Source organism: Limnobaculum eriocheiris, from assembly GCF_021010575.1.
GTDB lineage: Bacteria > Pseudomonadota > Gammaproteobacteria > Enterobacterales > Enterobacteriaceae > Limnobaculum > Limnobaculum eriocheiris.
Genome location: NZ_JAJNAG010000018.1, coordinates 40,234 through 67,071 on the forward strand (window position 1 = coordinate 40,234; position 26,838 = coordinate 67,071).

21 protein-coding genes are annotated in these 26,838 nt (G+C 46.0%); 16 read left to right on the forward strand and 5 right to left on the reverse strand.

Features of this window, described 5'->3' with window-relative positions; translation table 11 throughout:
• Positions 1-51 precede the first annotated feature (51 nt).
• Positions 52-1,341, reverse strand: coding sequence for a phosphate regulon sensor histidine kinase PhoR (gene phoR / locus LPW36_RS09635; protein WP_230609460.1), 1,290 nt, complete (start codon positions 1,339-1,341; stop codon positions 52-54).
• Positions 1,342-1,364: 23 nt separating this feature from the next.
• Positions 1,365-2,054, reverse strand: coding sequence for a phosphate regulon transcriptional regulator PhoB (phoB, locus tag LPW36_RS09640; RefSeq protein WP_230609461.1), 690 nt, complete (start codon positions 2,052-2,054; stop codon positions 1,365-1,367).
• A gap of 290 nt (positions 2,055-2,344) precedes the next feature.
• Between phoB and sbcD the strand changes: the two genes are divergently transcribed.
• The 13 genes from sbcD (at position 2,345) to trhP (ending at position 23,557) form a co-directional block, all read left to right on the forward strand.
• Positions 2,345-3,610 carry an exonuclease subunit SbcD gene (gene sbcD, locus LPW36_RS09645; RefSeq protein WP_230609462.1) on the forward strand — a complete coding sequence of 422 codons (1,266 nt, stop codon included), beginning with the start codon at positions 2,345-2,347 and terminating at the stop codon, positions 3,608-3,610.
• Positions 3,597-7,277, forward strand: a complete 3,681-nt coding sequence (locus LPW36_RS09650) for an SbcC/MukB-like Walker B domain-containing protein (protein WP_230609463.1) — start codon at positions 3,597-3,599, stop codon at positions 7,275-7,277. Before sbcD ends, LPW36_RS09650 begins: the two co-directional genes overlap by 14 nt.
• 116 nt (positions 7,278-7,393) lie before the next feature.
• A complete protein-coding gene (gene rdgC / locus LPW36_RS09655) occupies positions 7,394-8,305 on the forward strand; it encodes a recombination-associated protein RdgC (RefSeq protein ID WP_230609464.1) in 912 nt (303 codons plus the stop codon).
• Between the two features lie 200 nt (positions 8,306-8,505).
• The gene (locus LPW36_RS09660) at positions 8,506-9,306 is read left to right on the forward strand and encodes a hypothetical protein (RefSeq protein WP_230609465.1); all 801 of its coding nucleotides are present in this window, start codon (positions 8,506-8,508) and stop codon (positions 9,304-9,306) included.
• On the forward strand, positions 9,303-9,788 hold the full coding sequence (locus LPW36_RS09665) for a hypothetical protein (RefSeq protein WP_230609466.1): 486 nt from the start codon (positions 9,303-9,305) through the stop codon (positions 9,786-9,788). Before LPW36_RS09660 ends, LPW36_RS09665 begins: the two co-directional genes overlap by 4 nt.
• A gap of 201 nt (positions 9,789-9,989) precedes the next feature.
• Positions 9,990-11,213 (forward strand): MdtA/MuxA family multidrug efflux RND transporter periplasmic adaptor subunit, encoded by a 1,224-nt coding sequence (locus LPW36_RS09670; RefSeq protein ID WP_230609467.1) that lies wholly within the window; start codon positions 9,990-9,992, stop codon positions 11,211-11,213.
• The gene (locus LPW36_RS09675; RefSeq protein WP_230609468.1) at positions 11,210-14,356 is read left to right on the forward strand and encodes an MdtB/MuxB family multidrug efflux RND transporter permease subunit; all 3,147 of its coding nucleotides are present in this window, start codon (positions 11,210-11,212) and stop codon (positions 14,354-14,356) included. The genes LPW36_RS09670 and LPW36_RS09675 overlap by 4 nt, the downstream gene beginning before the upstream one ends.
• A 1-nt stretch (position 14,357) precedes the next feature.
• Complete coding sequence (mdtC, locus tag LPW36_RS09680) at positions 14,358-17,459, forward strand: multidrug efflux RND transporter permease subunit MdtC (RefSeq protein WP_230609469.1); 3,102 nt, start codon at positions 14,358-14,360, stop codon at positions 17,457-17,459.
• Between the two features lie 44 nt (positions 17,460-17,503).
• The gene (gene mdtD, locus LPW36_RS09685; protein ID WP_230609470.1) at positions 17,504-18,928 is read left to right on the forward strand and encodes a multidrug transporter subunit MdtD; all 1,425 of its coding nucleotides are present in this window, start codon (positions 17,504-17,506) and stop codon (positions 18,926-18,928) included.
• Between the two features lie 15 nt (positions 18,929-18,943).
• A complete protein-coding gene (gene baeS, locus LPW36_RS09690) occupies positions 18,944-20,347 on the forward strand; it encodes an envelope stress sensor histidine kinase BaeS (RefSeq protein WP_230609471.1) in 1,404 nt (467 codons plus the stop codon).
• Between the two features lie 2 nt (positions 20,348-20,349).
• Positions 20,350-21,057: an envelope stress response regulator BaeR gene (baeR, locus tag LPW36_RS09695; RefSeq protein WP_230609472.1), complete on the forward strand. Its 708-nt coding sequence runs from the start codon at positions 20,350-20,352 to the stop codon at positions 21,055-21,057.
• 59 nt (positions 21,058-21,116) lie between these two features.
• Positions 21,117-21,956 carry a hypothetical protein gene (locus LPW36_RS09700; protein ID WP_230609473.1) on the forward strand — a complete coding sequence of 280 codons (840 nt, stop codon included), beginning with the start codon at positions 21,117-21,119 and terminating at the stop codon, positions 21,954-21,956.
• A 236-nt stretch (positions 21,957-22,192) separates the two neighbouring features.
• Positions 22,193-23,557 carry a prephenate-dependent tRNA uridine(34) hydroxylase TrhP gene (gene trhP / locus LPW36_RS09705; protein ID WP_230609474.1) on the forward strand — a complete coding sequence of 455 codons (1,365 nt, stop codon included), beginning with the start codon at positions 22,193-22,195 and terminating at the stop codon, positions 23,555-23,557.
• 236 nt (positions 23,558-23,793) lie between these two features.
• On the opposite strand, the gene LPW36_RS09710 is transcribed toward trhP, so the two are convergent.
• Positions 23,794-24,138 (reverse strand): antibiotic biosynthesis monooxygenase family protein, encoded by a 345-nt coding sequence (locus tag LPW36_RS09710; protein WP_230609475.1) that lies wholly within the window; start codon positions 24,136-24,138, stop codon positions 23,794-23,796.
• Positions 24,139-24,252: 114 nt separating this feature from the next.
• Here LPW36_RS09710 and LPW36_RS09715 point away from each other — a divergent pair, with 114 nt between their 5' ends.
• A complete protein-coding gene (locus LPW36_RS09715; protein ID WP_230609476.1) occupies positions 24,253-24,534 on the forward strand; it encodes a hypothetical protein in 282 nt (93 codons plus the stop codon).
• A 92-nt stretch (positions 24,535-24,626) separates the two neighbouring features.
• On the opposite strand, the gene fadR is transcribed toward LPW36_RS09715, so the two are convergent.
• Positions 24,627-25,343 carry a fatty acid metabolism transcriptional regulator FadR gene (gene fadR, locus LPW36_RS09720; RefSeq protein ID WP_230609477.1) on the reverse strand — a complete coding sequence of 239 codons (717 nt, stop codon included), beginning with the start codon at positions 25,341-25,343 and terminating at the stop codon, positions 24,627-24,629.
• A gap of 298 nt (positions 25,344-25,641) precedes the next feature.
• Between fadR and dsbB the strand changes: the two genes are divergently transcribed.
• Positions 25,642-26,181, forward strand: a complete 540-nt coding sequence (gene dsbB, locus LPW36_RS09725) for a disulfide bond formation protein DsbB (RefSeq protein ID WP_230609478.1) — start codon at positions 25,642-25,644, stop codon at positions 26,179-26,181.
• Between the two features lie 120 nt (positions 26,182-26,301).
• Here the strand turns inward: dsbB and LPW36_RS09730 are convergent, their stop codons facing one another.
• Positions 26,302-26,676 carry a lysozyme inhibitor LprI family protein gene (locus LPW36_RS09730; protein ID WP_230609479.1) on the reverse strand — a complete coding sequence of 125 codons (375 nt, stop codon included), beginning with the start codon at positions 26,674-26,676 and terminating at the stop codon, positions 26,302-26,304.
• Positions 26,677-26,764: 88 nt separating this feature from the next.
• On the opposite strand from LPW36_RS09730, the gene LPW36_RS09735 reads away from it, so the two are divergent.
• The coding region (locus LPW36_RS09735; RefSeq protein WP_338085967.1) for an IS1 family transposase at positions 26,765-26,838 on the forward strand (74 nt) is incomplete at its 3' end.

Genomic DNA, 26,838 nt, shown 5'->3' on the forward strand with positions numbered 1-26,838 from the left:
CTTATTTAGCGGGCCTGCTTCGTTATTGTTACTGATAGAAAGTAACAAAATTTAGTTCTCCGCCACCAACCTTACCGGCAACACAAACCTGAACTCACTCCCGCCCCCCAATCGACTTTCAATATTCAACTGGGAATTATGATGATTCAACACATGCTTAACGATTGCCAGCCCTAAACCGCTACCCCCGGTCTGGCTGGAGCGTGATGGATCCACACGATAAAAACGCTCCGTCAGATGAGCAATATGCTGTTGTTCAATACCCGGGCCATTATCTTTTACGCTAAACTGCGGCCCACGAGGCGTTAATGTCCAGCTCACATAAACATCAGTTCCTGATGGAGTATGGTTGATCGCGTTATACACCAAATTAGACATTGCGCTGTAAAGCTGCTCCTGATTGCCCAACACCTGCAATTTGGCATCAATATCAAAGTGAAGCTGGTGTTCGCCGTTGCTCAGAATATTGGCTTCACGCGCAAGCCCCTCCAACAAAACCGGAACATTAATTTTTTCATTTAATGCATAGCGAGGAGCGGCTTCAATACGTGATAGCATCAGTAATTGATTAACCAGACTGCTCATACGCTCGGTCTGGCCTTTCATGCTAGTCAAAGCCTTATGACGAATCTCTGGTCGGGTATCATCATCCCCCAACATTTCAATATAGCCTTGCAAAACTGTCAGCGGGGTTTTCAGCTCATGGCTCACATTGGTGAAGAATTTACGACGTACCTCTTCCAACTGCCTGATTTGTGATACATCACGGGCAGAGATCAACATATGTCCTTCATCATAAGGCATCACCCGAAACTCAATATAGCTGCCTTTATTAAACTGTAGGGTTAATGGCTCATGAAACTGCTTACGCTTAATAAATTCGGCAAATTGTGGATAGCGAATCAGATTGAGAATATGTTGGCCGTTATCTTCCGGCCAGCGAAAACCCAGCATTTGTTGAGCCAGTTTGTTACACCAAAAGATATGTCCACTTTCGGTACTTAATACCACGGCATCCGGTAACGATTCGGCACCGCTACGAAAGCGTTTAATCAGCGAAGCCAACTCGCGACGACGCTGACGATTACGATGCTGCATTTGATACAGACCATAGAATAACGGTTCCCAACTTCCCCTGCCTGGCGGAGGCATAATGCTGCGATCCAACCATAACCAGTGCGACAGCTTTAGCAGATTATAGAAATGCCACAGTAAGGCACAAAGCACCGAAATCAACAATAACAGCGTCAAATGACCAATAAAAATGCTCAACAGCAATGCCGGAAGGCAAAACAGCAACAGCTCAATAACAATTTTCTTCCACGACAGGCGTTCTAGCACAAGCGAGTCCCTAACCAGTTAACTTAAAAGCGAGTTGAAAAACGATAACCTGAACCGCGAACGGTTTGCAGCATCTTGTCATACCCACTGCCCTCCAGGGTCTTGCGTAAGCGACGAATAAATACGTCAACGGTACGATCTTCAACATACACATTGGTTCCCCATACCTGATTAAGTAGCTGTTCGCGGCTATAAACACGTTCAGGATGGCTCATAAAAAAATGCAGCAGCCTGTATTCCGTAGGTCCCATATCCAACGGTTTATCATCCACCATGACTCGATGAGACGATGGATCCAAAGTTAACCCATTAAATACCAAGGCTTCATGTTCGGTCATTGGGGAAGTTCGGCGCATCACTGCTTTAATACGCGCTAAAAGTTCTTTAGGGGAAAAAGGCTTGGTCACATAATCATCAGCACCGGACTCAAGCCCCTGAACCCGATCCTCCTCTTCTCCGCGGGCAGTTAACATCACTACCGGAATCGCTTTCATCAGAGGATCGCGCTTTAAATATTTGATCAGTTGAATGCCAGACCCTCCCGGTAACATCCAGTCCAGCAGGATCAGATCGGGGAAAGGTTCGATAAGTAAAGATTGAGCTGCGGTAAAATCCGCTGCTTCGATAGCCTGATAGCCATGTTGCTCAAGAACGAGAGAAATCATTTCCCGAATAGGTGCCTCATCCTCAACCACCAGTATGCGTTTTATCATACGTGCTCTGCTCTTTGTTGTTTTCTCTCAACACAATGCGAGTTGAATGATTATATACCCTAATAATTTGCGTTGCAGAAACAACCGTAACATCATCAATCCATCTGCAACTTAAAGTACTACGGATTACAGTGCCTTGGCATTATGCTACAGATATATGACACTTTTATTACGTTAACAACGTTTTCTGTTAATGAAACGTCCACTAAGGTAGTCCTGACCATCTCTACTGCGTATAATCCCCGCTAACCATAGCGCACCATATGGTTATTTTTTGACAGAGAGGATTCATGCGCATTATTCACACATCTGACTGGCATCTTGGACAATACTTCTTTACCAAAAGCCGTGCGGCTGAACATGCAGAATTTTTGCGCTGGTTAACTGAAAAAGTCACTGAACATCAGGTTGATGCCATTATTGTGGCGGGTGATGTTTTTGATACGACCTCGCCCCCCAGCTATGCCCGTGAATTGTACAATCAGTTTATTGTGGGGTTGCAACCAACCGGCTGTCAGTTGGTTGTACTGGGTGGAAATCATGACTCCGTTGCGATGCTTAATGAATCCCGCGAACTGTTGACTTACCTCAACACTCAGGTCATCGCCAGCGTTACGCAGCAGCCAGAACAACAACTGATCGTTCTGAATAATGCCCGGGGAGAACCCGGTGCCCTGGTGTGTGCCATTCCATTTATTCGTGCCAGAGATGTATTATCCAGTCAGGCAGGCCAGTCCGGCGGAGAAAAACAGCAGGCTTTGCTGGAGGCAATCAGCCAGCACTATCAGCAGATATACCTGTTAGCAAAAAAAAAGCAGCAACAGTACGTCAAACATTTGCCAATTATTGTTACCGGACATTTAACCACCGTTGGAGCATCCACATCCGACTCCGTTCGTGATATTTACATCGGCACACTGGATGCCTTTCCCGCTCAGGCATTTCCCCCTGCCGACTATATTGCGTTAGGTCATATTCACCGGCCGCAAAAAGTGGCCAAATCAGACTATATTCGCTATTCCGGTTCTCCCATCCCCTTAAGCTTTGATGAAAGCGGCCAGGAAAAAAGTGTGGTGCTGGTGGAGTTCTCTCCGCAGACAGAGCCGCAAATTACCTTACTTACTGTGCCGCAGTTTCAACCTATGCGCTTAATTAAAGGGGATATTGAAGCGATAAAAATTGCACTGGAAGACTTCCGCCATCAGCAAGAACAGAAAACTATCTGGCTGGATATTGAAGTGGATTCACGCCTTTACCTGAATGACATTCAGCGACAAATTCAGCAAATGACCGAGACATTGCCAGTGGAAGTTATTTTGCTGCGCCGCAGTAAAGCTCTCATTCAACAGGCCATTCAGCGTCAGGAAAAAGAGACGCTGTCCGAATTGACGGTTAATGAAGTCTTTAAGCGCAGGCTGGTATTGGATGACGACGATAATCAGGCCACTCATCAACAACATCAGCGGGTGCGCCAGCTGTTTCATCAGTTGGTAGAGGAAATGGCCGAACAAACTGAGCAGCCTGTTGATGGAGGGCGGTCTGATGCGCATTCTTAGCCTGCGGCTTAAAAACATTAACTCGCTAAAAGACGAGTGGAGAATCGATTTCACTCAGGAACCTTTTTGCGATAACGCGCTGTTTGCTATTACCGGTGCCACCGGTGCCGGTAAAACCACCCTACTGGATGCTATTTGTCTGGCGCTTTACCATAAAACGCCACGTCTGAACGTAACGCCCACTCAAAATGAACTGATGACCCAGCATACTGCGGAATCGCTGGCTGAAGTGGAGTTTGAAGTTCAGGGCGTTGGCTACCGCGCATTCTGGAGCCAGCGCCGGGCAAAAGGCAGCCCTGATGGTAACCTGCAACCCCCTAAAGTTGAGCTGGCCTATATTCGCGATGGCAAAATCATCACCGATAAAATTCGGGATAAACTCGACCTGACTGCGCACATCACCGGATTAGACTTTAGCCGCTTCACCAAGTCCATGATGCTGTCGCAGGGGGAGTTTGCCGCTTTTCTTAATGCGGAACCTAAAGAGCGCGCAGAACTGCTGGAGGAGCTTACCGGCACAGAGATCTATGGTCATATTTCTGAGCAAGTTTTCTTATCTCATAAAGAGGCCAGAAACCAACTGGATACCCTGCACACCTTGTTGGGAAGCGTACAGTTACTGTCGGAAGAACAGACTCTGGCGTTAAACCAACAGACTCAACAACTGCAATCACAGGAAGCATTGCTGGCCCGACAAACCGAACGCCTGCTGGCGGATAAACAATGGCTGGAAAAACGGGATGAGTACCAGCGTCAGGAATTACAGTGCCAGCAGCAGTTAACTCAGGCGCAACAGAATTGGCAACTGCAACAGCCTCAACTGGAAAAATTACAGCGTAGCGAACCGGCGGAAAAACTGCGCCCTCTGCATACTAATCTGATGCGTTTACGTCAGGAGCAGCAAGACAATGTGCGGGAAATAACCCAAATTGCTCAAACAGAAACCGAACTAAAACAACAGATTGCCGTTGCCCTGAAGGCACGTGAGCAGGCTGAGCAACAGTATGAATCACAACTCAAACAGCATGAGTTAACACGTACCCTGATTAACACCCGGGTCATACCGCTGGATTTACAGGCAAAACATAAAGCCAGCCAGCTAGCTCAGTTGGAGTCAGCGCGAGCCAGCCTTGCTCAACGGTTACAACAACAACAAAAGGAATATGACGCAGACCAGCTACAACAGCGTCAATTACTTAGTCGCCAGCAGGTACTGAGTGAATATTTTCAACGTCATTCATACCATCAGCATTGGGGGGAAAACCTGCCACTGTGGCAACAGCAACTAAACCAACTTACTCGTATAAATAATGAGTTACACAATACACAGCAATCAGCAGAACTTAAGCAAAAAGAGATTGATAAACTCAACCAACAGTTGATTGAAGTGACTTTGTCACAGAAGCAGCATCAATCACAGCTGCAACAATTACAGCTGGGCTTCGACAAAAATGATGCCGCTTTCCAGCAGCTACGAACACAGCACAATCTGAACGAATTAAAACAGCAGCAACGCCATCTTGTCCAGACCAGAGAACGACAGCAGTCGCTCTCCCTGCTGTTTCAACGTTATCAGCAGGTGATCAGACAACATCAAACCCGCACAAATCAGCTAAATGAACTCATCACGACCATTAAACAGCTTGATGAAGACTTGTTAATCAAACGTCAGCAGTATGCTGATAAAAAAATCCATCTGGCCGATATCGAGAAACTGGCAGCGCAAGAGCTGATAATCAACCGTTTTGAGCAGGAAAGAGCGTTGTTGCAATCAGGTTCACCCTGCCCGTTATGCGGTTCCACCTTGCATCCATTAGTGGGTGAAAATAGTGCATTAAAAACATCAAATACCCAACAGCGCCTGACCCAATTAAAAAGTGAGTTTCAGCAGTTGCACGATGCCAAAATCGAGCTGAAAAGTAAGATTGCACTACAGAGCGATCGGCAAAACCAACTGACAAAAGAGTTAAATGATCTGAATCTGGAGCTGGATGATATCAACCAACAGTGGCACCAACACTGCGAACAGCTGAATATCAGGCTATCCCTTACTGATACAGAACAGTTTGAAGCTTATCTGGAAAACGTGCGGCAACAAGAGCAACAATTACAACAGCAGATAAGCCTGTTTGAACAGGCGGAGCAACAGTGGCAGTACGAAAAAGATCTGCTGAATAAGCAACACAGCGCGACTCAGGAAGCTCAACAACGCGTAACATTACTGGCTCAGGATGTATTAAATAAAACTCAACAACAGCAACAATCTGAACAGGCCCGGCGACTATTACAGCAGGATCACCAAAGGCTGTCAGAACAGCTACACACTTCGCTGGCTCAATATGAACTCAGACTACCGCAACCAGAGCAGTACGACAGTTGGTATAGCGCACGTAAAACTGAATGGCGGCAGTGGCAAAGCTACCTCAACGACCAAAAAATGCTGGAGCAACAGTTAATCACGCTGAATACCCGGATTGCCACACAGGCAACCCGACTGGAAAGCCTGAATACTCAAACGACAGAACACCAGACTCAACTTGCCGCCTGCCAACATGAATTAGAACAGCTCAGACAACAGCGTCATCAACTATTTGGCGATCGGCAAACGGATCCAGCAATGTTGCAGCTTCAACAGCAGCAACAAGCCCTTGAACTGGCGGTAGCCGACAACAGAAACGTCTGGCAGCAGCTTAACGATCGACTGACGGCACTGAGTGGACAATGTTCCACCCTGCTATCTCAACAACAGCTGCTTCGACAAAAAACCGATAGTGCTGAACATGAATTTAACTCCGCATTACAGCAGAGCCCTTTCAGTCATCAGGCTGATTTTCTGGATGCCCTGTTATCTCCGGAATTACATCAGCAACTCACTGAGCTTAAAGAGACGCTCACCCATGCACTGCATCAGGCACAAACCCTGTTTAATGAAGCCAATAAGCAGCGACAACAGCACCTGGCTTTATTCCCGGAAACCCTGACGGAAGAGAGCAATATTGCCGATATCAGCTTACAGCTCGCTCAACTAACGCAAGAGAGTAAAGCTAACGGTATTCGTCAGGGAGAAATTCGCCAGCAGTTGGAAAACGACCGACTAAATCGTTCCAGCCAACAGTCGTTAGTGGAGCGTATTACGCAATATCAACAGCGAGTTGACGATTGGGCTTATCTGAATAATCTGATCGGTTCCAGCGATGGTACAAAATTCCGTAAATTTGCTCAGGGCCTTACGCTGGAGCATTTAGTCTATCTGGCTAACCAGCAGTTAAACCGATTACATGGCCGTTATCTGCTACAGCGTAAAGAGCATGGTGATCTTGAACTACAGGTGGTCGATACCTGGCAGGCGGATAACCTGCGGGATACCCAAACCCTGTCAGGAGGAGAAAGTTTTCTGGTGAGTCTGGCGCTGGCACTGGCGCTCTCCGATCTGGTCAGTCACAAAACCAGCATCGACTCCCTGTTTCTGGATGAAGGTTTCGGCACTCTGGACGCTGAAACACTGGATATCGCACTGGACGCTCTGGATAACCTGAACGCCAGCGGCAAAATCATTGGCGTTATCAGCCATATTGATGCCATGAAAGAACGAATCCCGGTACAAATTCGGGTTCGCAAAGTGAATGGATTAGGCATCAGTAAATTGGATGATCGGTTCAAAAAATAGTATTACTCAATTATTTCATAACTTTCGTTAGCTAAAATCACAGCACGACGCTTTGCGATTGGTTATGATGGAAACTATGTTTATACAGAGCTCTGCTCTTTTTAATGGAAATAACTATGTTGTGGTTTAAGAATTTAATGATTTATCGCCTCAGCCGCGAAACCCATCTGACTGCCGATGAGATAGAAAAGCAGCTGAAGCCATTAACATTTACCCCTTGTGGCAGCCAGGATATGGCAAAAACAGGTTGGGTTTCTCCACTGGGGTCACACAGTGATGCCTTAACTCATGCTTCAGGCAATCAAATCCTGATCGTGGCCCGTAAGGAAGAGAAAATTCTACCCTCTCCGGTGATTAAACAGGCTTTACAGACCAAAATTGAACAGCTGGAAGCCGAACAACATAGAAAACTGAAAAAAACTGAGAAAGATGCGCTAAAAGATGAAGTTCTGCACAGTCTGCTACCCCGTGCATTTAGCCGCTTTAATCAAACCAGCCTGTGGATTGACACGGTTAATGGCCTGATTATTGTTGATGCCGCCAGCGCCAAACGTGCTGAAGATACGCTGGCCCTGTTGCGTAAAAGTCTGGGTTCATTACCGGTAGTACCCTTAACCCTGGAGAGTCCTATTGAACTGACGCTTACCGAATGGGTTCGCTCCGGTAATGCTCCGACAGGTTTTGTATTGCAAGATGAAGCCGAATTAAAAGCTATTCTTGAAGGTGGCGGCGTCATTCGTTGCAAGGCGCAGGAGCTGGTCAGTGATGAAATTGCCGTACATATTGAAGCAGGTAAGCTGGTTACCAAACTGGCGCTGGAATGGCGTGAACGCATTCAATTTGTCATTGCTGACGATGGCAGTCTGAAACGCATTAAATTTACTGAAACTATTCGCGATCAAAATCAGGATATCGATAAAGAAGATTATTCTGCTCGCTTCGATGCTGATTTCACTCTAATGACCGGTGAAGTTGCTCAACTAATTCAGGAGTTGATTGCAGCATTGGGCGGAGAACATAGCGAATAATATTTTAAAAAACAAAAGATAATGCTAATAGAGACAAATGAGCACCTCTATTAGTATGATAAATAACAATTAGCTGTTTTGGAATAATAGCCGTACTTTACGTAATACTATTATTTCTCTGTAATATGGTGAGTTAATGTGTAAAATGCGCAAAATCACAGATAAAGCACCATCAAAAAACAGGTGATCGGAGGGACTGTTTGCATAACTATATTATTAATGACCGAGTGATGTTTAACACTTTTACCGGTGGGTTAAGTCGTCTGGACGACCCACGGAAATTAAATACGCTCAGTAGTAATGCTAAACGACTATTTCTGCACCTGATTGACAGTGGTTATCAGATTGTTCCCTTTGAACAACTCACTAACGAAATTGAAGAAAAGGAAGATGTCTCAAATACGGCTAAAGCGGTTATCTCTGAACTAAGCAATATTACTAAGACTTTCCATCAATTAGGTGAATTTGAACCTATTCTTACCATCTATTCTTATGGCGTACAGCTCTCCACTGATGTGGAATTAAAAGTTATCACCAGTTACCGAACTTTTAGTGATGACAGCAAAGAAAAACCTTATATCGCCAAAAAATCATTGATCAATTCCGCCACGGCCAATGGTAATAATAGTTCCTCTTCCACGCTGCGACCTAAAAGTCGTTTTGTCTGGTACTACACCCGAATTATGCTGGTTGCAGCCCTGTTTATTTTTATTTTTTATTTTGCTTTAAATATGTTCACCAGTAAGCCGGGCTATTTTGCCGATTACCACCATCAGGAAAAATACCAGCAGTGTGACATTTTCATTCACAACCAAATACCAACTGACCTGGCTAATTTGAAAATGCGGTTAGATGAGCTCTCTATCGCCTGCGATAAACCTAAAAATGTCTATTTTAGTATTCCTGCCGATGATCGTCGGGAGTCAATACAGGTCTGCGACAGCGATCCGGATAGATATGATGCCTCTTGCTTTAATTTCTATGTGGTAAAAGTGAAATGAACAATATTAAGCTTTCTGTGATTACTACATTGATAGTGACAGCTTTACTGGCAGTCGGTTTATACCTGTTTTATACCAGCAGCAGCAATAAATTTTCCTGTTCGGCAAACACCACCTATCTGTTTGAAAAAACCGATAGGGAAAAAGAAGCGGTATTAACCTCTGAAATGAGATTCCATTTTGAGGATGATGGCAAAGGTTATAACCTTATTATGGGAAATTTACTGATAGATGGAAACAATTATACTATCAACCGCAAAGTACAATTTAATTACACACACAACAAAACGAATAATTATGTTCTTAGCACCACTCAAGTCTCTTTAGAAAATAACGATAACTTACCTAAAGCTTTAGGAGAACGTTATCTCTACCGTTTTAGTACTGAGCAAAATGAATCAACACATTTGGTTATTATTCTGATGAACAGTGGAAAACGCCTGTTCTCCAGTGGAACCTTACCCTACTTCTTATGTGAATAATGCCCTCAATAACCAAATAGCTGGATTCTGTCTTTATTTTCATTACATAAAACAGACATCCGGCTTACGCTTCATTACCGAACTTCCATATTTCCTTCATCATTTTTTTCTCTGAAGCGGTTATACTGATAAAATCACAGTATTCTTAACTATTTCAGAGTAATAGCTCCACCATTGAGCTGTTTAAGTGAGCCTCTAACTATGACACTGCAATTTAAGCGTTTATTACGCCCACTGCCGCTCATCGCCATTGCTATTATCGCTATCGGAACCTGGCTGTTTTGGCATAACAACAATACGGCTCAGGCCCCCGGCGTGACGAAGTCATCCCAGTCTGCCAGCGGTGGGCGACGTAATATGCCACTACCTCCGGTGCAGATTGCCACTGCGGATATACAAAATATCCCTCGCTATTTAAGTGGATTAGGTACGGTAACTGCCGCTAATACGGTAACCATACGCAACCGGGTAGATGGTCAAATCATGGTCATCCACTTTACCGAAGGTCAGGAAGTCAAGGCGGGAGATCTGTTGGTTGAAATCGATCCACGCCCCTATCAAGTACAGCTAACCCAGGCTGAAGGTCAACTGCTGAACATGCAGGCTACCTTAAGTAATGCCAGGCGCGATTTAGCCCGTTATCAAAAGCTGATTAAAACCAACATGGTTTCACAACAACAGTTAGATACGCAGCAGGCGCTGGTTAAACAAAGTGAAGGCAGCTTGAAAGCCGCTCAGGGTGTCGTTGACAGTGCTAATCTGCAACTGACCTACAGCAAAGTGGCTGCGCCAATATCCGGCCGGGTTGGCCTGAAGCTGGTTGATGTGGGTAACTATGTCTCCAGCGGTGACAACACAGGATTGGTGGTCATTACCCAAACTCACCCTATCGATGTACTGTTTGCTTTACCGGAAACCGACCTGAGTGCTATTTTGCCCGCTTATCATCAGGGCAAAAGCCTGTCGGTTGAAGCCTGGGATCGGGGAAATAGGCAGCTGATAACTACAGGTACACTGCTCAGCCTGGATAACCAGATTGATACCACCACGGGTACCATCAAGCTAAAAGCTCGCTTTACCAATCAGGATAATCTGCTATTTCCAAACCAGTTTGTTAACGCCAGAATCAAAGTTGATACACTAAATAATGCCATTGTGGTTCCTGCCGCCGCCATTCAAACCGGTAATAATGAAAACTTTGTCTGGATGATTAATAACGAAAACAAAGTGAGTAAACAATCTGTCAAGGTTGGATTACGTAACGGTGAAAGCGTGGTGGTTACTCAGGGCATAGCGGCTGGTCAAAAAGTGGTTACCGATGGTGTTGATCGCCTGAAGCAAGATACGCAGGTTGAAGTAGTCACACCACAATCCCTGTCAGCAACCAAAGCTACAAACTCTCGTCAGCCGCAGGATGCAAAATGAGTGAGCATCCTGAACTCGCTAACCAGATAATTTCAGGCGGTGGTCCATCCCGCCAGTTTATCCTGCGTCCGGTTGCGACAACGTTACTAATGATTGCCCTGCTGTTAGCGGGAATACTGGGCTATAAATCTCTGCCGGTTTCCGCACTGCCAGAAGTGGACTACCCAACTATTCAGGTAGTTACCCTCTACCCCGGTGCCAGCCCGGATGTCACCACCTCAGCAATTACCGCACCGCTGGAGCAGCAACTGGGGCAAATGTCGGGCCTGAAGCAAATGTCTTCCCAAAGTTCCGGTGGCGCTTCCGTTATTACCTTACAGTTCCAGCTCGATCTGGATTTAGATGTAGCCGAACAAGAAGTTCAGGCGGCCATTAACGCCGCCACTAACCTGCTGCCTAACGATTTACCCTATCCGCCGATTTACAGTAAGGTTAATCCGGCTGATGCCCCTATTTTGACGCTGGCAGTCACCTCTGATGGCCTGCCGATGAGCCAGGTGCGGGACATGATAGAAACCCGCGTGGCCCAGAAAATTTCTCAGGTTTCCGGCGTTGGTTTGGTTAGCTTATCCGGAGGTGAGCGCCCTGCTGTACGCATTATTCTTAATCCGCAGGCGGTAGCCGCCTACGGTCTGGATAGTGAAACTGTGCGCACAGCTATTACCGGCGCCAACGTCAACACCGCTAAAGGTAATCTTGACGGCCCGACGCGTTCTGCAACCCTGTCAGCAAACGACCAGATGAAATCACTGCAAGATTACCGCCAGTTAATTGTGTTCTATAAAGATGGTTCTCCGGTTCGTCTGCAAGATATCGCGAACATTGAAGAAGGAGCGGAAAATACCCAATTAGCCGCCTGGGCCAATCAGAAACAGGCAATTATTTTAAATATTCAACGTCAGCCCGGTGCCAATGTTATTACCACCGCCGATGAGATTCGCAACGTTCTTCCCCAATTAACCGAGAGCCTGCCCGCCTCGGTAAAAGTACAGATACTCACCGATCGCACCGTTACCATTCGTACCTCAATTAACGATGTACAATTTGAACTGCTGCTGGCGGTAATACTGGTAGTCATGGTGATCTATCTGTTCCTGCGGAATGTTCCTGCAACCATTATTCCCAGCGTAGCGGTGCCGTTGTCACTGACTGGCACCTTTGCCGCTATGTATTTTCTCGGTTTCTCCATCAATAACCTGACGTTAATGGCGATGATTATCGCTGCCGGGTTTGTCGTCGATGACGCAATCGTGGTGATAGAGAATATCTCCCGCTATATCGAGCAGGGGGAAAAACCGCTAAACGCGGCACTAAAAGGGGCAGGAGAAATAGGTTTCACCATTATCTCGCTGACCATCTCGCTGGTCGCGGTATTAATTCCGCTACTGTTTATGGGGGATGTGGTTGGTCGTTTATTCCACGAATTTGCCCTGACGCTGACAATTGCTATTCTGATTTCTGGCGTGGTTTCTCTGACCCTCACACCAATGATGTGTGCCCGCTTGCTGAATCATGAATCCCTGCGTAAACAGAACCGCTTCTCTCTGACTTGCGAACGTTTTTTTGAACGGGTTATTGCCGGTTATGGTCACTACCTGACTGTGGTATTAAAACATCAGTGGACCACACTGGCTGTAGCGGCAGGAACATTAGGGCTGACGATTTTACTCTATCTGTTTATTCCAAAGGGTTTCTTTCCATTACAGGACAATGGACTGATTCAGGGAACGCTGGTGGCTCCGCAATCCATCTCATTTTCAGCGATGTCTGAGCGCCAACAGGCGGTCACCAAAATCCTGTTACAGGACCCGGCGGTAGAAAGCGTCTCTTCGTTTATTGGCGTTGATGGCAGTAATGCCACATTGAATAACGGGCGGCTGCAAATTAACCTGAAACCATTAAGCCAACGTGACGACCGCGCCCCTAAAATTATTGAGCGTCTGCAACATAGCCTACAAGCCGTTCCGGGAATTACCCTCTACCTGCAACCGGTACAAGACTTAACCATTGAAGATCGGGTCAGTCTCACTCAGTATCAGTTCACACTGCAAACCATGTCGCTGGATCAACTCACACTGTGGGTACCTAAATTACTGGATCGCCTGAAACAATTGCCTGAACTAACCGATGTAAGCAGCGACTGGCAGGATCAGGGATTAGTGGCTTATGTTAATGTTAATCGCGATGAAGCCAGCCGTTTAGGGATTAATATGAGCAGCATTGATAATGCGCTGTATAACGCCTTTGGTCAGCGGCTGATCTCCACTATCTACACTCAGGCTAACCAGTATCGGGTGGTGCTGGAACAGCAGGTTGATAAACAACAAGTGTTAAACGCTTTTGATAATATCTACCTGAAAAATGGCAGCGGCCAGTCAATTCGCTTAACCAATATTGCGACTATTGAGCAACGATTTGGGCCACTGTCGGTTAACCGTATTGCTCAGTTTCCTTCGTCCACCGTTTCATTTAACTTACCGGCTGGTATATCGCTGGGAGAAGCCACTAAAGCCATCACTCAGGCGGAGCAGGAGTTGAATTTCCCGAGTGATATTACCACTCAATTCCAGGGTGCAACCCTGGCCTTTCAAGCCTCGTTGAGCAGTACATTATGGTTAATTCTGGCGGCAATTATCACCATGTATATTGTACTGGGTGTACTGTATGAGAGCTTTATTCATCCGGTGACTATCCTCTCCACTTTACCCAGTGCCGGTGTAGGTGCCCTACTGGCACTCATGCTTTCCGGTCAGGAGCTGGATATTATTGCCATTATCGGCATTATCTTGCTTATTGGCATTGTGAAGAAAAATGCCATCATGATGATCGACTTTGCGCTGGCAGCAGAGCGTGAACAAGGAAAAACGCCTTATGATGCGATTTATCAGGCCTGCCTGCTGCGTTTTCGCCCTATTCTGATGACCACCATGGCGGCTCTGCTGGGCGCGTTGCCATTAATGCTCAGTACCGGTATTGGTGCAGAACTGCGCCATCCGCTGGGTATCTGTATGGTGGGCGGTTTGCTGGTCAGTCAGGTACTCACCCTGTTTACCACCCCGGTTATCTATTTGATGTTTGGCCGTTTAAGCAGCCATAAGCTAATTGCCGCACAGCCCGTTGAAACTACCCGGAACGGGGTGTGATATGAAGTTCTATGCCCTGTTTATTAACCGTCCGGTAGCCACCATTTTGCTGACGTTGGGCATTATCCTCAGCGGTATTCTGGGTTTCAGGTTATTACCGGTATCGCCTTTACCTAAAATTGATTTTCCGGTTATTTCCGTCAGTGCATCACTACCGGGGGCCTCGCCAGAGACGATGGCCTCATCCATTGCCACCCCGCTGGAACGTTCACTAGGTGCTATTGCCGGTGTTAATGAGATGACCTCCACCAGTTCACTGGGCAGTACGCGTATTATTCTGCAATTTGATATGAACCGGGACATTAATGGCGCCGCCCGTGACGTACAGGCCGCCATTAACGCTGCGCACAATTTGTTGCCCAGCGGTATGCCTTCGAGACCGACCTATCGGAAAGCTAACCCTTCCGACGCCCCGATCATGATTCTGACGCTAACCTCTGACGTTTACAGTCAGGGGGAACTCTACGACTATGCATCTACCCAACTGGCACAGAAGATCTCTCAACTGGAGGGGGTAGGTGATGTTTCCGTTGGCGGTAGTTCCCTGCCCGCCGTCCGCGTACAGCTAAATCCTCAGGCACTATTTAATCAGGGCGTTTCATTAGACGATGTCAGAACCGCCATTAGTCAGGCCAACGTTCGTAAACCCCAGGGTTTTCTTAAAGCCGATGAACAAAACTGGCAAGTTCAAACCAATGACGAGATTAAAACCGCAGACCAATATAAGCCGATTATTATTCACTACAATAATCAGTCTGCGGTCAGGCTGGAGGATGTGGCCACCATCACCGACTCGGTACAGGACATTCGTAACGCCGGTATGGCAAACGGGGTTCCGGCTATTTTAATCATGATTCGACGCTCCGCTGATGCCAATATTATCGATACGGTAGACCGCATTCGCGCCGAGATGCCTGAACTGCAATCCTATATTCCAGCCTCGATTAATCTGGCCATTGCTCAGGATCGTTCCCCCACTATTCGCGCTTCACTGCTTGAAGTTGAACGCGCGTTAACCATTGCCGTTGCGCTGGTGATTCTGGTGGTATTTCTGTTTCTGCGTTCGGGCCGGGCTACGATTATTCCGGCCGTTGCCGTACCGGTTTCACTGATTGGTACCTGCGCCGCTATGTATATGCTCGGCTTTAGCCTGAATAATCTGTCGCTGATGGCCTTAACCATTGCTACCGGATTTGTGGTCGATGATGCCATTGTGGTGTTGGAAAATATTGCCCGCCATATTGAAGCAGGGATGAAACCTTTCGATGCTGCTCTGAAAGGGGTAAGCGAGGTGGGTTTTACGGTACTGTCTATGAGCTTTTCTCTGGTGGCGGTTTTTATTCCGCTGCTGTTTATGAGTGGACTGCCCGGTCGTCTGTTCAGCGAGTTTGCTATTTCACTGTCGGTGGCCATTGGGATTTCACTGGTTGTTTCACTTACCCTAACACCAATGATGTGCGCCCGCTTGTTACGCGCCGGAAAACAGGAGCACCCAAGTTCATCACAAGGATTTGGTCGCATTATTCTGGCACTGCAACAAGGCTATGCCCGCAGCCTTAGCTGGACGCTGGACCATTCCCGATTAATATTCGTGGTTTTTCTGAGTACCATTGCCCTTAACGTTTGGCTGTATATGAATGTTCCCAAGACCTTTTTTCCTGAGCAGGACACCGGCCGATTGATGGGGTTTGTACAGGCAGACCAGAGTATCTCTTTTCAATCGATGAAAAAGAAAATGGAAGTGCTGATGAAAATCGTCAGTAGCGATAAAGATGTGGATAACGTCACCGGTTTTACCGGTGGTTCGCGTACCAATAGTGGTTCAATGTTTATTTCATTAAAACCACTTACTGAACGTAAAGACAGCGCCCAACAGGTGATAAGCCGTCTGAGGGGTAAATTGTCTCAGGAGCCGGGTGCCAGTCTGTATCTGATGGCGGTACAGGATGTCAGAGCCGGAGGGCGTCAGTCTAACGCCGGTTATCAATATGCTTTACTGTCTGACGACCTCAGTACCCTTCGTCAGTGGGAGCCAAAAATTCGAACCGCCTTTGCCACCCTGCCTGAACTGGCAGACGTTAACTCCGATCAGCAGGACAAAGGGGCCGAAATAGCCATCACCTATAACCGTGAAACGATGTCACGATTAGGGATTAATGTCTCTGCTGCCAATGCCCTGCTGAATAATGCCTTTGGACAGCGGCAAATTTCTACCATCTATCAACCGCTAAATCAGTACAAAGTGGTAATGGAAGTCGCGCCCGAGTTTGCTCAAGACCAGAGCGCACTGGATAAGATGTTTGTCATCAATCAGGATGGTAAGCCTATTCCCCTTTCCTACTTTGCCCAGTGGGTGCCTGCCAATGCGCCGTTATCCGTCAACCATCAGGGGCTTTCCGCCGCCTCTACCGTTTCCTTTAATCTGGCGGATGGTTATTCGTTATCTGAAGCAACTTCTGCCATCGAACGAACCATGACGGCATTAGGGGTTCCCAATACGGTCAGAGGCTCTTTTGCCGGTACCGCTCAGGTATTTCAGGAGATGTTGCAATCACAGATTTTCCTGATTATTGCAGCGATTATTACTGTCTATATTGTGCTGGGTGTACTGTATGAAAGCTATATTCATCCACTAACGATTTTATCCACCCTGCCATCCGCAGGGGTTGGGGCTATACTGGCTTTAGAGCTGTTTGATACGCCATTCAGCCTGATAGCCCTTATCGGCGTAATGCTGTTAATTGGTTTGGTGAAAAAAAATGCCATTATGATGGTGGATTTTGCCCTCACCGCAGAAAGACAGGGCAATCTGGCACCTCGTGAAGCGATATTTCAGGCCTGCCTGTTACGTTTCAGACCCATTATGATGACCACACTGGCGGCTATTTTTGGTGCAGTTCCGCTGGTTCTGGGTAGCGGCGATGGCGCTGAGTTACGCCAGCCTCTGGGTATCACTATTGTTGGCGGGCTGGTAATGAGCCAGTTATTAACGCTATATACAACACCGGTGATCTATCTCTACTTCGACCGCTTAAGACTTTGGTATAAAAACCGTCGGCCATCATCGGCATCAACACTGGCAAGTGAAACAACCGGTCACTGATAACCCATTAATCATATGAGTCAGGTCAAAGGAGCCAACACAAAATGAAAAGTAGTGCCGCTAGTGTACGTTGGCAACTGTGGATTGTGGCTCTGGGTTTCTTTATGCAGTCGCTGGACACCACTATTCTGAATACTGCCTTGCCCTCTATGGCCGTTAGCCTGAATGAAAGTCCACTACAGATGCAGTCCGTGATCGTTGCTTATATTCTTACCGTTGCCGTAGGACTTCCCGCCAGCGGCTGGTTGGCGGATCGTATCGGTGTTAAACCAGTATTTCTGTCAGCCATCGTACTTTTCACTTTAGGCTCTCTGCTTTGTGCTCAGTCAGGAAGTTTACAGGAGCTAGTCCGCGCCCGGGTAATTCAGGGGATTGGCGGCGCTATGATGGTACCCGTTGGTCGATTGACGGTAATGAAAATTGTTCCCCGCGAACAGTATATGGCGGCCATGACCTTTGTTACCTTACCCGGTCAGGTTGGTCCGTTAATGGGGCCTGCGCTGGGCGGTTTTTTAGTGGAGTACGCCAGTTGGCACTGGATTTTTCTGATTAATATTCCGGTTGGTATTATTGGCGTCCTGGCAACCCTGATGATTATGCCTAACTACAAAATGCCGCCGCGTCCCTTTGATGTAATCGGTTTTATTTTGCTGGCAATTGGTATGGCCACCATTACCCTTTCGCTGGATGGTCACTCGGGTTTAGGGTTGGCACCGGCAACTATTCTACTGCTGTGCTCTAGCGGCGTTGCTGCCCTCGGGCTTTACTGGTTGCACGCCCGTCGGGCAAAAGCACCGCTGTTCAATTTAGCCATGTTTAAAATCCCAACCTTCTCTTTGGGGCTGACCGGTAGTCTATTTGCCCGTATCGGCAGCGGAATGTTGCCTTTTATGACGCCATTATTTTTACAAGTCGGACTGGGATTTTCGCCATTTCACGCCGGTCTGATGATGATTCCGATGATCATTGGCAGCATGAGTATTAAACGCCTGGTGGTACAAATTGTTAACCGCTATGGCTATCGCGTTGTTCTGAGCCTGGCGACTTTAGCCTTACCTGCCATTACGCTAATGATCCCCATCGCAGGTATGTTGGGATGGTATATAGCGATTCCATTCCTGTTATTTATGCTTGGTGTCACTAACGCCGTGCGCTTTTCTACCATGAATACCCTGACGCTGAAAGATCTGCCCGATGAATTTGCCAGCAGCGGTAACAGCCTGCTGTCGATGGTGATGCAACTGTCTATGAGCCTGGGCGTCAGCACCGCCGGGATTTTACTCGGTGTATTCTCAATGCATCATGTCGCAATAGGCAGCCCTGAAGTGCAACAGGCTTTCTTATATACCTATCTGTGTATTGGTTTAATTATGTTAATTCCGACGGCGATTTTTGCCAGAGTTCCCAAAGACAGTGCCCAAAACGTCTTGCTGGGTTCAGGTAACCGCCGGGAGAAGTCCGATAACTAGCGGAAACCTAATCAAATGAAAATGGGGATCACCGGAAAACTGTTCTTTGCCATTTTAGCCACCTGTATGCTGGTACTTATTACCATGCACTGGGGTGTTCGTCTGAGTTTTGAACGTGGTTTTACCGATTATATTCGCTCCAGTAATGAGCAGCGTTTAACCCTGCTGGGCAACGCTCTGGCAGAACGCTATCGCCATGAGGGGAACTGGCAATTTCTACAACGCAACGAAAAAGTCATCTATCAGTTTTTACGTTCGGTAGAACAAAATAATGATGAAAGTAATGAACCGACACTCCCGCCTCAGGGATGGCGCGTTCCCTTCTGGATTTTCGATACTCAAAACCATATGCTGGCAGGATCTTCTCATCCGGTTCCCCGTCAGGCTACCCGCAAAGCAATTATGCTGGATGGAAAAACCATCGGCTGGATTGTGGGTATGCCCAGCGAAAAGTTGACCCGCAGCGCCGACATAAACTTTGCTAAACAGCAAAATCGTACCAGTTGGATATTAATCGCCCTTTCAACCCTGTTAGCGGCGCTCGCCACACTGCTGGTTTCCCGCAGCCTGTTATCCCGAGTAAAACGTCTGGTTATCGGTACTCATCAACTGGCGGCCGGAGACTTTTCCGCCCGGGTTCCGGTTACCAGCAAAGATGAACTCAGTATGCTGGCCAATGACTTTAACCAACTGGCCAACACACTGGAAAAGAACGAGAGTATGCGACGGGCATTTATTGCCGATGTCTCTCATGAGTTGCGCACACCGTTGGCCGTATTGCAGGGAGAATTAGAGGCACTGGAAGATGGTGTACGCCAGTTAACCCCAACCTCATTACATTCACTTCAGGCTGAGGTACAATCTCTGACTAAGTTAGTTAATGATTTGCATCAGCTTTCGCTATCCGATTTAGGCGCATTAACCTACAAAAAGAACAATCTTAATTTGATAGCCTTACTGGAACAGGCTATCGCCGCTTATCACAGTCGCTTCAACCATAAAGGATTAGCCATTAAAACTGAATTACCGCAAAGTACAATGGTGTTTGGCGATCCGGATCGGCTGTCGCAGCTGTTTCATAATTTGTTAGAAAACAGCCTGCGTTACACTGACGCCTTCAGCGAAGGTATTCAGGGGCGACTATATATCTCCGCCACCGTCAGTAAACAATCAATACTGTTACACTGGCAGGATTCTGCTCCCGGCGTTACCGACGAACAGTTAAGCCAGATTTTTGAGCGTTTTTATCGTACCGAAGTGTCCCGCAATCGGGCCAGCGGTGGCTCCGGTCTGGGTCTTTCCATATGCTGGAATATTGTGGATGCCCATGGAGGAGAAATTAGCGCCAGCCATTCTGCTTTAGGCGGACTGGAAATTAAGTTACTCTTACCGCTGGTAACAGAGATGGTATCGCCATAACTATGACAGAAAGCGCCCTATTGCACGGCAATGACCTGCCGCCAGTGTTGATTGTGGAAGATGAGCCTAAGCTGGGTCAGCTGTTAATTGATTATCTTCAGGCGGCTGGGTATCACACGCATTTAATTACCCAGGGTCAGGAGGTGATTAGCTGGGTGAAGCAGCACTCACCTTCGCTGATCCTGCTAGATTTAATGCTACCGGGCGTTGATGGCATCACATTATGTCGTGAAATTCGTGCGTTTTCTGCTATTCCGGTCGTGATGGTAACGGCAAAAACGGAAGAGATAGATCGCCTGTCCGGGCTGGAAATTGGCGCTGATGATTATATCTGTAAACCCTATAGCCCCCGGGAAGTCGTGGCGCGGGTTAAAACCATTTTAAGACGCTGCTATCTGCCCGCCAGAGAGTTACCTTCAATGGCGCCGGGATTGCAGTTAGATGAATCACAATTTCAGGTTCGTTATAACAATAGCAGCCTTAATTTAACCGCCGCCGAATTTAGGTTGCTAAAAACGTTGTCGGCACATCCTGGTCAAGTATTAACCAGAGAATCACTATTGGATAACCTTTATGATGACTATCGTGTGGTAACCGATCGAACCGTGGACAGTCATATTAAAAATTTACGTCGTAAACTGGAAACCTTAGCACCAGAGAAGGCCTTTATCCGCTCGGTCTATGGACTCGGCTACCGTTGGGAAGAGTAAATAAACAGGTATTTATTTCTCAGCCGTCATGGAATAACACAACAGGAGTTGTCAGGTTAATGAGTTTAGTTATTAAGCGTTCCCTTTTAGCTTTGGTTATTCCAGCTTCGCTGGTTTCCGTTGCCTATGCAGATACCATTGAGAACTGTGAAGTAAATAAAGATATTATTATTAATAATCATCTGACGCTGTTAAGCATACCTGAGTTTAATCATGCTCGTGAAGTAGAAACCGTGACTGAGAGCGACAACACCCGCTCGGCCTTTTATTATAAATTCAACTACGATCGCTGCGGGCAATTAACAGATATGTATGCTCAAATAACCCGCAATGAACTGCGTTTTCGCATTGATTCCAGCTATGATATTAGTAAAAATCAACAGGGCTGGAAAAATAGTTACAACGTCACTCTTTTTGGTATGAATAAGCTGTTTTATGCCCGGGAAGGCGCTATCTCATACCATGCCGATGATAACGGGTTGATTGTCAACTCAACGGATAATTACATTTCCGCTAGCGATGAGAAGAAAGCAGAAAACGGCATTACCAGTGGCATCTATAAAACCGATGATAAATTCCGTATGGCTTACAGCCTGTTAAGCGGTACCGATGAGTCGGTAAATGGTGAATACCGTTTCTTCTATCAACCGGATAATAAACCTTTTGCCTTAATCAGTCCGACCATGAGCATCAGCTACCTGTATGATGAACAGCAGCGGGCCAGCGGAATGATAGAAATTACCGTATCCCCCTACTATCTTGGCAGTAAAAAAACCGATTGCCTGGAATGGAATGAGCGCAACGACTGCACTAGATCTGTCAGCAAAGAGCTGGAAATGTTTCCCGCTTATATCGTAGATCGAACGACGGTATTGCGATCAACTTATACCTATTGGTGATCAATAAACCTGCAGTAATGAATATTCCGGCCACAAAGACAATGTTAAACATATCGCCATCTGTCCGGCCGGAAGACCATCTGTATTTTGTTATGAAAAGCTTATAACACCACTTGTTTCATCCCTGCCGTTGCCATTCCTTTCAACCAGGTCTACAATTCCGCCCCTGGGATTTTCCCAAGGCTGTACCCATTGGGTGCGGCTCTGACTTGTGATCAGACTAAGAGACCAACAACATGTTTAAACCGGAATTACTTTCTCCGGCCGGTACGCTAAAAAATATGCGTTACGCCTTCGCCTATGGCGCAGACGCAGTTTATGCCGGTCAGCCTCGTTACAGCCTGAGAGTGCGTAACAACGAATTCAATCACCAAAATCTGGCTTTAGGTATTAATGAAGCCCATTCTCTTGGCAAAAAGTTTTATGTGGTGGTGAATATCGCCCCCCATAACTCCAAGCTAAAAACCTTTATTCGAGATCTGGCTCCCGTCGTTGAAATGGGTCCGGATGCCTTAATCATGTCCGATCCGGGGCTGATTATGATGGTTCGTGAAGCATTTCCTGATATTGATATTCATCTGTCGGTACAGGCTAACGCGGTAAACTGGGCAACGGTGAAATTCTGGAAACAGATGGGACTAACCCGGGTTATTCTTTCTCGTGAATTATCGCTGGAAGAGATTGAAGAAATTCGCCAACAGGTACCCGACATTGAGCTGGAAACCTTTGTGCACGGTGCTTTATGTATGGCCTATTCTGGTCGTTGTCTGCTTTCTGGTTATATCAATAAGCGCGATCCTAATCAGGGCACTTGTACTAATGCCTGCCGCTGGGAATATAAAGTAGAAGAAGGTAAAGAAGATGACACTGGCAACATTGTGCATATTCATGAACCTATCCCGGTAAAAAATGTAGAACCAACGCTGGGTGCCGGTGCCCCTACCGATAAAGTGTTTATGATTGAAGAAGCCCTGCGCCTTGGCGAATATATGAGTGCCTTTGAAGATGAACATGGCACTTATATTATGAACTCTAAAGATCTGCGTGCGGTTCAACATGTGGAACGTTTGACGCAGTTAGGTGTTCATTCATTAAAAATTGAAGGCCGAACCAAATCTTTCTACTACTGTGCTCGTACCGCGCAGGTTTATCGCCGGGCCATTGATGATGCCGTTGCCGGTAAACCATTTGATGAATCATTGATGACAACACTGGAATCACTGGCGCATCGTGGATATACCGAAGGCTTTTTGCGTCGTCATGTCCATGATGAACATCAGAATTATGATTATGGTTACTCCATTTCTGACAGCCAACAGTTTGTTGGGGAATTTACCGGCGAGCGCCGTAATGGCCTGGCGGCTGTTGATGTAAAAAATAAGTTCTCCGTGGGTGACAGCGTAGAGATGATGACCCCACAGGGCAACATCCATTTCACCATTGAATCAATGGAAACCAATAAAGGTCAGCCAACTGACGTTGCCCCGGGTAATGGGCATGTGGTTTATCTGCCGGTTCCTGAAGATGTTAATCTGACGTTCGCACTGTTAATGCGCAATTTAGCCGGAAGTAATAACACCCGAAATCCGCACAGTGTATAAAAATCTTCTTTTTCTACTTGCGATATTGAAAATCACACTCTTTATTGCAAATTATTAGAAATAGATCACATCTATTTCTAAATAAATGGACTACTATCTCAATCCTAAAGATTAATAACTAGTTGTGTTCCTATTATCTCTTTAATAGAAACCACCTCCTTACCAGTCCAATCTCCCTTGGACTGGTTTCTTTTTTTTATGGCCTGCTAAATTTTTTACATTAACTTTTTGCTGATTTAGCCATGCACAGTACGGCTGTCATCCGGTGCCTGAGCCCTGTCGCTCATACCATAATCCCGAATAATTCCGGCAATTTTCAGTCTGTAATCATTAAAAATCATTGCCCGCCCTTTAGCCTGTGCCTGTCGATGCAACTCTAATTTCCGCCAATGCTGAACGGCCTCTTCATCTCGCCAGAATGAAAGGGACAAAATCTTGCCCGGTTCAGACAAACTTTCAAATCGCTCAATGGAGATAAACCCTTCAATCTCGCTCAATAAAGGCTTTAGCTCCGTTGCTAAATCCAGATAGGCTTGTTTATACCCCTGTTTTATCTGTACTTCAAAGATAACTGCAATCATGTTTATTTCCTTATACTGCTTAAAACGCCAATGATTTTAATGTAAACAATTGGTAAAAACATTATCACCGGTTGTTGAATCGTTATACTGTTTTTATCACCTTCAGGACGTGTAATGACTACATCATCCGGTGCACAGGCAGGCGGCAGCCATCCTCTGTGCCCTGATGCTAAAATAAATGATGGTCAACTACGGCTGACTATCCTGATGGCGGATGAATCATTACCGGCACTGCTCTCCAGTTTGCTCGGTGGTAAAAACAGCGAGCACATTATTGAGAAAACCTTAAGTAGCCTGACCCTGACCTCCAGCCATAAAATGATTCTTAACCTTGATGGTAAGCCATTAAAAGGCAATGAATTTAGCATTGAGGTGGTACCCGCCACTATTCAGTGACATATCCCCAAAATTGCCCGTTATTAATTTAAAGGCAAGAATAAGGGGCGCTTATTGCGCCCCTTAAATAAATTTCCGGTTAACAACTAATGTTAATTAGCTTCAACCAAATCCTTTGGCATATTGCCCTGCATGTTATGCCAGATAACTCCGCTGGCTTTACCATACTGGCGTACAGACTCCATCACCTTATCATGTAGCCTATCGCGGCATAATTCAGAAAGGTGCTGATAAAAGTTTAATGCCAGCTGACGCGCTTCCGGATTAGAGAAGTAGTAACGACCAACGCGAATGTATAACCCCTTGATACCATTAAGAATCAGACCATAAATCGGATTTCCGGAAGCAAAGGCTAATCCGCGGAAAATATTATAATCTAACTCGGTAAACAGCTCCGGACGTGTTTCCGGGCTGTTAGCCTGCGCTAAAACTTCCTGAGCCTTTTCCGGATTTTGACGCACTGCTGCCCGAATAAAGATTGCGGCAATATTGGTTCTGACAGCCAGCAGATTATCAATTAACTGAGGAACACTATCGTGATCTAAACGTACCAAGGTTTCCAGCAGACTCAGGCTGGACGTTTCCCAAAAGTTGTTTACTTTAGTCGGTTTACCATGCTGAATAGTTAACCAACCATCTCTGGCTAAACGCTGTAATACTTCACGTAATGTAGTACGAGTTACACCAATAAGTTCGGAAAGCTCACGCTCTGCGGGCAGAATCGTTCCCGGAGGAAACCGATTGTTCCAAATGCTCTCGATTAAATACTCTTCCGCAAATCCTGCCGGGCTCTGCGCTTTGATCACCATAGAAGTGCCATTCCATTAAGATACAAATAAAAACGATTTGTTGCATCATACCAGAAGCCTACAGCCGGATATAGCACCCTAAAATGTCTAATAGAGTAAACTGTGGTTTGGCTTGCAAAACTAGGTTAATTTCAGCATAAGGGGTTACTTAGTGACTTAAAATCAATCCGGTTATAAGAAATGTTTGGCTAACGCGGAAAATCTTAATCATAATGTCATTTGAAAGATGGCATAGAAATAAAACTAGTTTAAACTACCGCTATCGGCGACCGCTCATACATATTAAAGTGAATTAATCATGTTATGTTATTTAAATAGCTGTTCTAAAGGAAGAAGTGCCTGGTTCCTTCTGGCTCTGATTGTTATTGCTCTTGAGTTAATTGCCCTCTATTTCCAACATGTGATGTTATTGAGACCTTGTGTACTCTGCATTTACGAGCGTTGTGCGTTGTTTGGCATTTTAGGCGCAGCTCTGATTGGTATGTTGGCACCTTCCTCTACGCTGATACGTTTTTTAGCTATTCTCGTCTGGCTATACAGCACTATCGAGGGACTCTTGTTGACATGGAAACATACCATGATCCAACTTTATCCTTCTCCGGCAAATACTTGCGATATTTTTGTTAATTTCCCGGCCTGGTTACCGTTAGATAAGTGGTTACCTGCTGTATTCGTCGCTAATGGTGATTGCAGTGAAAAACAGTGGTCATTTCTTTCATTAGAAATGCCACAGTGGTTACTGATTATTTTTGCAATTAATTTAGTAATTGTTACTCTGGTTATTATTGCTCAATTTGTTAAACCAAAAAGACGCTTCTTCTATAACAACCCGCTCTAATATTTCAATCAGAAGATGACCAATAAATAAGCGCCGTTATGGCGCTTATTTATTGTCTGTTTTTCAGAAAGTAGCGGTTCTAAAAAATCACATCATGCGAGGTTTTAAATCACTACCTGCTTAGTTAGCCAGTTTAGAGGATACACAACCGGTACTGCTACATTCACGCTCACGCTCTTTCAGGAAAGCGATACGTTCATTCATCATATTGTTAGCACAGGTTAAATTTACAAAGTATCCACTGCTCTTCTCTTCGCTACAGTTATCATCCCGTTGCTTGATCCAATTTAGCTGACTCTTTTTCAAAATAGCCTTTTGCTCTGCACTCACCAGTTTCACCACACGAGAATACTGTTGGTTTAAATCGCGGTCTAGCTGAGAAAATTCAGTACTACTACAATAAACCTGATCGAAGGCATTACGCGGCGCTGCACAGCCTGCGGCTAATGCATTGGCAGAGACCGTGACGGTTAAGGCAACCAGAATTCGACGCATTCTAAACTCCTTTTTAGTTAATTTAACGACCCATTCTGGTCGTGACGCATATTTAGTGTTGTGGTATTCTTCGCCCTTTGGATGATTGATGGCAAAGATTGATGTAGTTTGTCCCCGCTGTTCTGAAACGAGTGATGTGATCCGAAACGGTCATTCCACCTC

Bases quoted from the DNA above. Each gene is read 5' to 3' on its own strand.
- phoB (WP_230609461.1), bottom strand. From the start codon at position 2,054: ATGATAAAACGCATACTGGTGGTTGAGGATGAGGCACCTATTCGGGAA.
- sbcD (WP_230609462.1), top strand. From the start codon at position 2,345: ATGCGCATTATTCACACATCTGACTGGCATCTTGGACAATACTTCTTT.
- LPW36_RS09650 (WP_230609463.1), top strand. From the start codon at position 3,597: ATGCGCATTCTTAGCCTGCGGCTTAAAAACATTAACTCGCTAAAAGAC.
- rdgC (WP_230609464.1), top strand. From the start codon at position 7,394: ATGTTGTGGTTTAAGAATTTAATGATTTATCGCCTCAGCCGCGAAACC.
- LPW36_RS09665 (WP_230609466.1), top strand. From the start codon at position 9,303: ATGAACAATATTAAGCTTTCTGTGATTACTACATTGATAGTGACAGCT.
- LPW36_RS09670 (WP_230609467.1), top strand. From the start codon at position 9,990: ATGACACTGCAATTTAAGCGTTTATTACGCCCACTGCCGCTCATCGCC.
- LPW36_RS09675 (WP_230609468.1), top strand. From the start codon at position 11,210: ATGAGTGAGCATCCTGAACTCGCTAACCAGATAATTTCAGGCGGTGGT.
- mdtC (WP_230609469.1), top strand. From the start codon at position 14,358: ATGAAGTTCTATGCCCTGTTTATTAACCGTCCGGTAGCCACCATTTTG.
- mdtD (WP_230609470.1), top strand. From the start codon at position 17,504: ATGAAAAGTAGTGCCGCTAGTGTACGTTGGCAACTGTGGATTGTGGCT.
- baeS (WP_230609471.1), top strand. From the start codon at position 18,944: ATGAAAATGGGGATCACCGGAAAACTGTTCTTTGCCATTTTAGCCACC.
- baeR (WP_230609472.1), top strand. From the start codon at position 20,350: ATGACAGAAAGCGCCCTATTGCACGGCAATGACCTGCCGCCAGTGTTG.
- LPW36_RS09700 (WP_230609473.1), top strand. From the start codon at position 21,117: ATGAGTTTAGTTATTAAGCGTTCCCTTTTAGCTTTGGTTATTCCAGCT.
- trhP (WP_230609474.1), top strand. From the start codon at position 22,193: ATGTTTAAACCGGAATTACTTTCTCCGGCCGGTACGCTAAAAAATATG.
- LPW36_RS09710 (WP_230609475.1), bottom strand. From the start codon at position 24,138: ATGATTGCAGTTATCTTTGAAGTACAGATAAAACAGGGGTATAAACAA.
- LPW36_RS09715 (WP_230609476.1), top strand. From the start codon at position 24,253: ATGACTACATCATCCGGTGCACAGGCAGGCGGCAGCCATCCTCTGTGC.
- fadR (WP_230609477.1), bottom strand. From the start codon at position 25,343: ATGGTGATCAAAGCGCAGAGCCCGGCAGGATTTGCGGAAGAGTATTTA.
- dsbB (WP_230609478.1), top strand. From the start codon at position 25,642: ATGTTATGTTATTTAAATAGCTGTTCTAAAGGAAGAAGTGCCTGGTTC.
- LPW36_RS09730 (WP_230609479.1), bottom strand. From the start codon at position 26,676: ATGCGTCGAATTCTGGTTGCCTTAACCGTCACGGTCTCTGCCAATGCA.